This is a genomic window from Amycolatopsis thailandensis (genome assembly GCF_002234405.1).
In the GTDB taxonomy this organism is placed as follows: domain Bacteria; phylum Actinomycetota; class Actinomycetes; order Mycobacteriales; family Pseudonocardiaceae; genus Amycolatopsis; species Amycolatopsis thailandensis.
Map to the genome: position 1 here is coordinate 1 of NZ_NMQT01000171.1, position 8,990 is coordinate 8,990.

The 8,990-nt window shown below is 72.2% G+C and carries 6 protein-coding genes; 5 read left to right on the forward strand and 1 reads right to left on the reverse strand.

Going from position 1 to position 8,990, the window contains the following annotated elements; translation table 11 throughout:
• Positions 1-263: 263 nt before the first annotated feature.
• The 4 genes from CFP71_RS39065 to CFP71_RS39080 are packed head-to-tail and all read left to right on the forward strand — an operon-like array spanning position 264 to position 6,708.
• Positions 264-2,465 carry a fibronectin type III domain-containing protein gene (locus CFP71_RS39065; protein ID WP_093938921.1) on the forward strand — a complete coding sequence of 734 codons (2,202 nt, stop codon included), beginning with the start codon at positions 264-266 and terminating at the stop codon, positions 2,463-2,465.
• Complete coding sequence (locus tag CFP71_RS39070; RefSeq protein ID WP_093938922.1) at positions 2,462-3,415, forward strand: AAA family ATPase; 954 nt, start codon at positions 2,462-2,464, stop codon at positions 3,413-3,415. Before CFP71_RS39065 ends, CFP71_RS39070 begins: the two co-directional genes overlap by 4 nt.
• A gap of 3 nt (positions 3,416-3,418) precedes the next feature.
• Positions 3,419-4,546: a DUF58 domain-containing protein gene (locus CFP71_RS39075; RefSeq protein ID WP_093938923.1), complete on the forward strand. Its 1,128-nt coding sequence runs from the start codon at positions 3,419-3,421 to the stop codon at positions 4,544-4,546.
• Positions 4,543-6,708, forward strand: coding sequence for a transglutaminase TgpA family protein (locus tag CFP71_RS39080; RefSeq protein WP_093938924.1), 2,166 nt, complete (start codon positions 4,543-4,545; stop codon positions 6,706-6,708). Before CFP71_RS39075 ends, CFP71_RS39080 begins: the two co-directional genes overlap by 4 nt.
• Before the next feature lie 335 nt (positions 6,709-7,043).
• Here the strand turns inward: CFP71_RS39080 and CFP71_RS39085 are convergent, their stop codons facing one another.
• Entirely contained in the window at positions 7,044-8,468 is a 1,425-nt protein-coding gene (locus tag CFP71_RS39085; protein ID WP_093938925.1) for a serine/threonine protein kinase, read from the reverse strand.
• Between the two features lie 102 nt (positions 8,469-8,570).
• Between CFP71_RS39085 and eccD the strand changes: the two genes are divergently transcribed.
• Positions 8,571-8,990 (forward strand): type VII secretion integral membrane protein EccD (gene eccD / locus CFP71_RS39090; RefSeq protein ID WP_093938926.1); only part of this gene is annotated, 420 nt, incomplete at its 3' end.

Here is an 8,990-nt window from a genome sequence, read left to right on the forward strand (position 1 = left end):
CGAGCGGCGGCCCGGGCCGCCGGCGCGGCGTAGGCGAGCGGGTCGGGCAGGGCTTCGGGCCGCGATACGGCCGGTGCCGTTCGGGGAAGCGGCGGGGGCGGCGCCTGGTACCGCCCGTCCGTCCTGGCCGCGCCGGATTCGGTCATCGTCCTGCCTCCTCGATGTCCGCCTCAGCGTGTCCGGCGAACATGAGGTTTCGATGACACCGGCGACGGGACAGGGTGTTTCATCGAAATTTCATGGTGGCTCTCTAGCTTGATCGCGTGAACACCGATGAGCGGGACACGAAGCGCTTCAGCGTCGTGGCCAGGACACGGATGGCCGTGGCGCTGGTGGTCGCGGGCTGCCTGGCGCTGGTCGGCCTGGCGGTGACCGGGCAGGCGGCGACCCCGGAACGGCTGGAGTTCGTCCAGGTCGGCCACTGGGTCTACAACGACGCCGCCCAGTCCGCGTTCCACGTCGACGGCTCGACGAGCCGCGTCGACGCGCGCGCGGACGTACCCGGCGCCGCGAGCGGCAGCCAGGTCGTGCAGGGGGACGATTCGGGTTACGTGGTCGAGCGGAACCGCATCACGGAGTTCGACAAGGCGACCTTGAGCGTGGAGGAGTCCACCCCGCCGCCCGCGCCGGAGACGCCGTTCGTGCTGGAGATCGCCGGCGGTCCGTACCTGGTCTACCGCAACGCCGGTCAGATCGTGCGGCTCGGCGACCCGTCCGCGACCGTGCCCGCAGGGGGGCCACTGTCGCGGCCTGTCGCGACCTCCGACGGCACGGTGTGGGTGCACCGGGTCGACAACGGCTCGATCTGCGAGCTGCCGAAGGACGCCGCGGTCCTGACCTGCACCGCACAGCTCCCGCCCGGGCACGGCGGCGGGCTCACGCTGGTCGGCGACCGGCCGGTCGTGCTCGACATGACCGGCGACAGCCTCCACCGGGTCGGCCCTGGCGGGCTCGGCGAGGCCCTTCCGCTCGGCATCAAGCTTTCGCCGTCGGCGCAGGTGGCCAACAGCGCCGCCGGTGACCGGCTGGCCATCGCCGATCCGGAGCGCAACCAGCTCCACCTCATCGACGTCAGCGGCCTCGACCAGGACCGTCCGTCCGCGAAGCCGATCTCGGTCGAGCTGGCCAAGGGCAGCCGGTTCAACGGCCCGCTCTCCTCGTCGAACGTGGTCGCCATGGTCGACGAAACCCGCGGCGAGGTCCTGACCTACGACGCCGCCGGCACGCTCAAGTCCACCGCGAAGGTGCCGAGCCAGGGGACGGCGCCGAGGCTGGCGAAGGGCGAGGACAACCGGATCTACGTCGACAGCTCCGACGGCTCGCACGTGCTGGTCGTCAACGGAGAGGACGGTTCGGTGGTCGACGTCGACGTCGACAAGGCGGCCAGCAGCCAGACCGCGGGCGCGCCGTCGGCCGAGCCGGACCCGTCCGGCGAGCAGCAGCCGCCGCCGCAGCAAAACCCGCGACAGCAGCAACAAGCGCCTCCGAGCACCAAGAAAACGATCCCGCCGGTGGCGAAGGCGACCCCGCCCGGCGCGCCGAAGAAGGTGAGCGCGACCGCGGGTGACGGCTCCGTCAAGGTCTCGTGGAGCCCGGCCGCGGACAACGGGGCGCGGATCACCGGCTACCGCGTGACCTGGACCGGCGGCTCCACCCGGCTCGCCGGATCGTCACGCGGGACCACGATCTCCGGGCTGACCAACGGAACCGCGTACGTGGTCACCGTCGTCGCGGAGAACTCGGCGGGACTCGGGGTGGGCGCCAGCGCCAAGGCGGTCGTCCCGGGGCCCGCGAACCGGCCCGCCACGGCACCGGTCGTCACCGCGAACGCCACCTCCGCCGGGAAGGTGTCGGTCAGCTGGAAGCAGCCCGACCTCCGCGGCGGCACGCTCGTGCACTACCTGGTGAGCGCGACAGGACAGGGGCAGCGCACGCTTTCGGCCACCTCGACGGAATTCACCGGGGTCACCGGCACGGCGACCGTCTCGGTCCGCGCGGTCACGAAGTTCGATTCGGGGTCCACGCTCACCGGGGCCACCGGCAGCAAAAAGGTCACCGTGCCGGTGCCGTCGGAGCCGCCGACCATCACCATCTCCGGTGTCCGGGTCGGGACGACGGGCCTGATCGTTTCCGTCAACGCGAACGGGAAGGGCGCGTCCGCGACCTGCCAGGCGGAGTTCAACGGCGCCCTCTCCACCCCGAAGTCGTGCTCCGGTGCCACCAGCTTGAACCTCAACAACGTGGCCTACATCGGCGCCATCACGGTGACCGCGACCATCAAGACCACCGGCGGCACCGGCAAGGACAGCTGGACCGGCGTGCCCAGCGCGGGCGGAAGCGCCCCGGCCGGCCCCGAGCCGGGCCCCGGCCCCCTCGGCGGCGGCGCTCCCGGTGGCTCGCTGCTCTGGCTCGGACCGATCGCGATCCTCGGCTTGCGCCGTCGAAAGGAAAAGGAACTTCTGTGACGCTCACACCCAGGGTCGCCTACGAGCAGATCGCCGAGAACGTGCAATCGGTGGTGCGCGGCAAACCCGAGGTCGTCCGGCTCACCGTGGCGGCGCTGTTCGCCGAAGGGCATCTGCTGATGGAGGACGTGCCCGGCGTCGGGAAGACGACGATCGCGCGCTGCGTCGCCGCCAGCATCGGCGGCCGGTGGAGCCGGATCCAGTTCACGCCCGACCTGCTGCCCGGCGACATCACCGGCGTGATGGTCTACCACCAGAACGCCGAACGCTTCCAGTTCCACCCCGGCGGGATCTTCGCCAACGTGGTGCTGGCGGACGAGATCAACCGGGGTACCCCGAAGACCCAGGCCGCGCTGCTGGAGGTGATGGCCGAGCGCCGGGTCACCGTCGATTCGGTCGGCCAGGCGGTGCCGCGGCCGTTCCTCGTGGTGGCGACGCAGAACCCGATCGAGCTGGAGGGCACCTACCGGCTCCCTGAGGCTCAGCTGGACCGGTTCCTCATGCGCATTTCGGTCGGCTACCCGGATCTGGAATCCGAGATGCGGGTGGTGATGGGGGACTGCGCCGGGGTGACACCGGACGAGCTGAAGCCGGTGCTGGGCATCGCCGACGTGCAGTCGGTCATCGACGAGGTCCGGAAATCCAACCTGGCGCCCGAGATCGTCAACTACGCGGTGCGGCTGGCGGCGGCGAGCCGGTCGCATCCGGACGTCCGCTACGGCGCGAGCCCGCGTGGCAGTATCGCGCTGATCCGGGCGGCACAAGGGCTCGCCGCCACCTTCGGCCGCGACTTCGTCACGCCGGACGACGTCAAGGACGTCGCGCATCCGGTGCTCGACCACCGGCTCGTGCTGACGCCCGACGCGGAACTCAACCAGCGGCGGACCGCCGACATCGTCGACGAGCTCCTGGGCGCGACGGCCGCTCCCATGGCAGCGATGGGGAGGTAGGCCGTGCGGCTCACCCGCCGCGGTGTCATCGTGCTCGCCTTCGCCGCCGGGTTCTACGCCCTCGGCGAGCTGGCCGGGTACACGTTTTTCCGTGCCTTCGCGGGGATCGCGGCGGGCGCGGTGCTGATCGCGTTGGCCACCACCAGGTTCCGGCCGCGGGTGGAGATCGGCCGGACCGTGCAGCCGGACCGGGTCGAACGCGGGAAGCCCGCGCTCGCCTCGCTCGTCGTGCGCAACGCCGGAGCGCGGCGGCACGGCGGTTTCACCGCGGGGGACGGGGTCGGGACCGAAACGCACAGCCTGCGCGTCCGCCCGCTCGCGCCCGGCGCGGAAGCGACGTACCACTACGAACTGCCGACGACGGCGCGCGGGAAACTGCGGGTCGGCCCGCTCGTCGTGCACCGGCCCGACCTGTTCGACCTCGCCCGAGGCGACCAGACCGTCGGGAGCACCGCGTGGCTGTGGGTGCATCCGCGACGGCACGCGGTGCGGGCGGCGCAGGCGGGTCACCCCCGGCATCACCACGAAGGCCCGATCACCGACCCGCCGTTGCGTGGTTCGGCGGATCTGCGCGCGGTGCGGGAGTACGTGATCGGCGACGAGGTCCGGCATCTGCACTGGAAAGCGACCGCCCGGACCGGGCGGCTCATGGTGCGCGAGTACGCCGATCCGGCCCAGCCGCGATTCACCGCCGTGCTGGACACACGGCCCGGAGCGATGCGGCCCGCCGTTTTCGAAGAGGCCGTCGAGGTGGCGGCCTCCCTGTTCTACGCGTCGGCGTCGGCGGGCCAGCACTGCCGCCTGATCACGTCCGCGGGCGCGGACACCCTGACCGACAGCGGGGTCCGCGCGGCGAGGACGCTGCTGGACGAACTCGCGCTCGTCGCGCAGGACGCGCCGAACTCCGCGCCGCTGCTGCCCTCGGCCCTGGCCGCCGCCGAACGCCCCGGCGGGGTGCTGGTGGTGATCACCGGTCCGGACGCCGACCTCGGCCACGCCGCGCGCTGGCGCCCCGACACCGTGGTCCGGCTCGGTGACCTCAGGCCGTCGGCGGGGGCCCGCGGCGTGATCATCGCGGTCGACGCCGCCGGTGCCGCCGCACAGTGGAATTCCTTGGTGGGTAAGGCATGAGCGCGGAATCGGAGCGGATCGCGGCCGCCGGGCTGCTCGGCGCGACCGGCGTGGCCGGACTGCTGTTCACGCCGGTGTTCGGCTGGGGGCCGCTGCTGGTCCCGGTGCTCGTCGTCGTCCTCGTCGGCTACGGCTGTTTCGAGCTGACCGCGAAATTCCCCAAGCTGGTTCCTTACCGGCCCTTGCTCGTCGCGCTGCTCGGCCTGCTCGGTCTGATCGAGACGGTGCTGACCTCGACCACGCTCGCCTTCCTGCCCACCCTCGATTCGCTGCAGGGGGTGGCGCGAGGTTTCACCGAAGGATGGCGGCTCACCCTTCAGTCCACGTGGCCCGCCCGGCCGGTTCCCGACCAGCTGTTGTTCGTCCCGCTCGCGGTGCTGCTCGCCGTCGTGCTCGGGCTGGAACTGTTGCTGCGTCTGAAGAAGCCACTCGTGGCGCTGGTGCCGAGCCTGGCCGTCGCCGGGCTCGCGCAGGCGTATCAGGCGTTGACGGGCATCGGCGCGGTGGCGGCGGCGCTGGGGTACACGCTGCCGGCCGGACTGCTGCTGTGGGCGGGGCGGCGCACCCGGTCGGCGAGCCGGGCGCCCGGCGGGCCGCGGTTCTCCTGGCGGGTGACGGGATCGGCGGTCTGGCCCGCACTGTCCACAGTGGTCGCACTGGTCGCCGGGGCGGTCGCCCTCGCCGGGCTCGACCCGGCCGGCCGTGATCCGCTGACCCTCAAGGACACCCAGGCCGCGCCGCCGCCTCGGAGCAGGCTCGGCAATCCGCTCGACGAGATCGCCCAGCGGCTCACCCGGCCGAACGACGAGGTTTTCCGCTACCGCGGGGACGTCCCGGTCGATCAGTGGCGCCTGATCGTGCTGAACGGTTTCGACGGCGCGAACTGGTCGTCCGATTCCCGGCTCCAGCGGCTCGGTGCGGGTCTCGAAGGCGCTCCCGGCGGCACCGCGGAGTTGAAGGTGCGCGGACTCACCGGACCGTGGCTGCCGAGTCATCAGGGCCTGACCGGTGTGGACGGCCTGACGCCGCTGGTGGACCAGTCCGCGGGCACCCTGCTGATGGAGTCGCCGTCGCTCGAACGGAATTATCGGCTGAGCTGGTCGGCACCCGACGCCGATCTCGGCTCGGGGGAGGTCGACGCGCGGGCGCCGGGCGGGCTCGGCGGCCTCGGCCCGGTACCGCCCGAGGTCGACCAGCTGGCCAAGGACGCCGTGCGCGGTCTGCGTCCGACGTTCCAGTCCGCGCTCCAGCTGGAACGCTTCCTCGCCACGAACTACTTGCTCGCGGCGGGCTCGGACGAGCTGCCGACCGGGCACGGCTGGCCGCAGCTGAGGCACTTCCTGCTGGAGAGCAAACGGGGGACGAGCGAGCAGTTCGCCGCCGCGTACGTCGTCCTGGCACGGATGAGCGGCATCCCGGCGCGGCTGGTGGTCGGGTTCCGCGGTTCGGCCGAGACCGACGGCGGGATGAACGTCGTCCGCAACCGCGATGTCCTGGCGTGGCCCGAAGTCGCGGTCGCCGGGGCGGGCTGGGTGGCGCTCGACCCGACCGCCGCGGCAGGCAAGGCGGGACGCGATCAGGCCGCTTCCGGCAAGGCCGTCGCACGGGCGCGGGCGCAGCTGCCTGCCGAACAGGAGCTGCGGCCGCCGCAGCTCCCGCCGGGTACGCCCGCGGACACCGCCGAGGACCAGAACGCCGACGTGGGCGCGGGCTGGTGGTGGGTCTCGCTCGCCGCCGCGATCGTCCTTTTCGGACTCCTGTGGCTTCTCGGGGTTCCGGTGGCGAAGGTCGTCCGCGCCCGGCGGCGGCGTCGCCGGTCCGGTGCCGAAGGGGTACTCGGCGCCTGGGACGAGATCCGCGACCGGTTGCGCGCGCACGGCGTGCCGTTCCGGATCGGGATGACCCCGCGCGACCTAGCCGAATCGGCGGGATCGCTGGCCGGAGAGGGGATCCGCGAGCCCGTCGCCAGGCTGGCCAAGGTGCTGGACGTGACCCTGTGGTCCGGGGTGCCGGTGGGGGACGGTGCCGTCCGGCGGGCGTGGCAGGAGGTCGGCGAGGTGCGGCGGGGCCTGGCCGGCAGACCGTTCGCGGCTCGGGTGCTGGCGGCACTCGAGCCGCGGACCCTCATACCGATCAAGGGGAGGGTCGGGAAAGACGGGTGAAGGGCGCTTTCCCCTCATGCCCTGGGGGGAAAGCGCCTTTCACCGCGTCTGTCCGCGGGAAAGTTCCCTTCGGCTCGTTGGGTGGGCCGCAGGCTGCCGAGGTATGTCCTGAAGGGTCCCTTCAGGACAGCTCGCCCGCGACTGTGGCCAAAGTCCGTGAAGGCCTCCTTCCCTACCCTGAAGGTAGTGAAGGAGGCCTTCACGGACTTGCGGATCGCGACCTTCGCCCCATCCGCACCAGCAGCCACACCGAAGTACATGAAGGCCCCCTTCCTGTACCTAGGCGCAAGCAAGGGTGCCTTCATGTACTTCAAGCGGGCAAGACCCGCTCGGCGTCACGGGTTGCAGCGGGCGCCGCGGATCGAGACCGGTTCGGTCGTGTAGATGTGGCGGCTGTCCGTCGCCCGGAGCTGGAAGCAGTACCGGCGCGCCGGGTCGACCGGGATGTCCAGGCTGCGCTGGCGGTGGGCGACGAGTTGCTTCGTCTCCAGCCGTTCGCCCGCCATGATCACGACGAAGTCCAGTTCGCCTTCCGCGGTCCAGGTCAGCCGCACGTGATCGCTCTGGTCTTCCGGTGGCGCGAGCGCCAGTTTGACGTCCGGGGCCGGCGCGGAAGCCGGTGACGGCGGTGGGATCGCGGCCGCCACCGGGACGGCCTGCCCGCCGATCTCCGCCGGGCCGAGGAACAGCGGCACCGCGGCGAGCCCGGCGACGAGCACTCCGGCGCCCGCCAATGCGATGGGCCGCCAGGGAATCCGGCGTTCGGTCTTGAGGGGACCGCTGAATTCGCGGATCAGCGTGCGCCCGCCCGACGGAGGCGCCTGCACCACCTGGACCGGCGCCGGGGCCGCGGCCACCGGCCGGACCGGAGCAGCGAGCCGGTAGGACTCGGCGAAGTCGTCGAACTCGACCTCGGTGTCTTCGTCTTCGCCTGGGGCGTCGGGGGATTCCCCGCTGACGACCTCGCCGCCGGGAAGCCGCAGCTTCGTGAACAGCCGGGCCAGCGACGCGACGTCCTGCGGCCGGTCGGCCGGTTCCTTGGCCAGCAACCGGAGGATCGTCGCGGACAGTTCGCTCGGGACGGCCGGATCCTGGATCGGCGCGACCGGTTCCCGCAGTACCTGGAGGATCCGCTCGCCGGGCTGCTGCCCGGTGCGCCGGGGAAAGGGCGGCGTGCCGGTCAACGCGGCGTAGAGCACCGCGCCGAGTCCATAAAGGTCGGACGCGGGGGAAAGCGTGTCGTCACGCAGGGTTTCCGGCGCGGTGTACTCGACCGAGTACATCGGATCGCGCGGGAAACGCCGTCGCAGAGCCACGCCGAAGTCGGCGAGCACGAACTCCCCGGACGCGCGGTACAGCACGTTGTGGGGGCTCACGCCACCGTGCACGACGTCGGCCCCGTGCGCGGCGGCGAGCGCCGACGCGACAGCGGCACCGAGGGCGAGGACGCCGGGAACACCCAGCCGGGTACCGGAATCCAGCAGATTCGCGAGTGAACCCGGGCACAGTTCCCGGCGGAAACCGGACCGGCCGCCCGCGTGAGAGAAGACCTCGTCGATCTGGAGGACCGACGTCGTCGACCGCACGGCGGCCAGTGCCTTCCGCTCGCGTTCGATCCACGACGTCGTCTCGCGGTCGAAGGAGCCGGGGAACATCTTGACCGCGAAGTCGTTGCCCGTGGCGGGATCCCGGCCCGCGTACACGGTGGCGATGGGGCCCTGGGCGAGCAGCCTCGGTCCGCCGGTGGTCTCGATGCTCATGCGCCCATTGTCGCCCACGAAGGCCGGATCCGTCGTGCTTTCCCGGCGGCAGGTTCCTGCCGTGACGGCCCGGCGGGCTCCCCGGCGGCGGACTCTTCTCCCATGCAGACTGCCGGCCTGGTCAGGGTCACCATCACCACTCCGCACCGGCGCATCGACATGGCGCTGCCGGAACACGCGTCCGTCGCCGAAATCCTCCCCGGCCTGCTCGCGCGGGCGGGCGAAGGGATGGCCGACGACGGCGTCGCCGGCGGCGGCTGGCAGTTGCGCCGCGCCGACGGGACGGCCTTCGATCTGGACCGGACGCTGGGTGCGCACCGGGTCCGGGACGGGGAGATCCTCCATCTGACGCCCCGCCGCGCCGAATGGCCGGAGCCCGAGTACGACGACCTCGTGGACGCGATCGCCACCGGTTCCGGGCGCACCGGAAAGGCCTGGGGGCCACGGCACACGCGGCGGACCGGGCTGGCCGTCGGCGCGGTGGCGATGTCGTTCGGCCTGCTCGCGGTGCTGCGCGCGGGC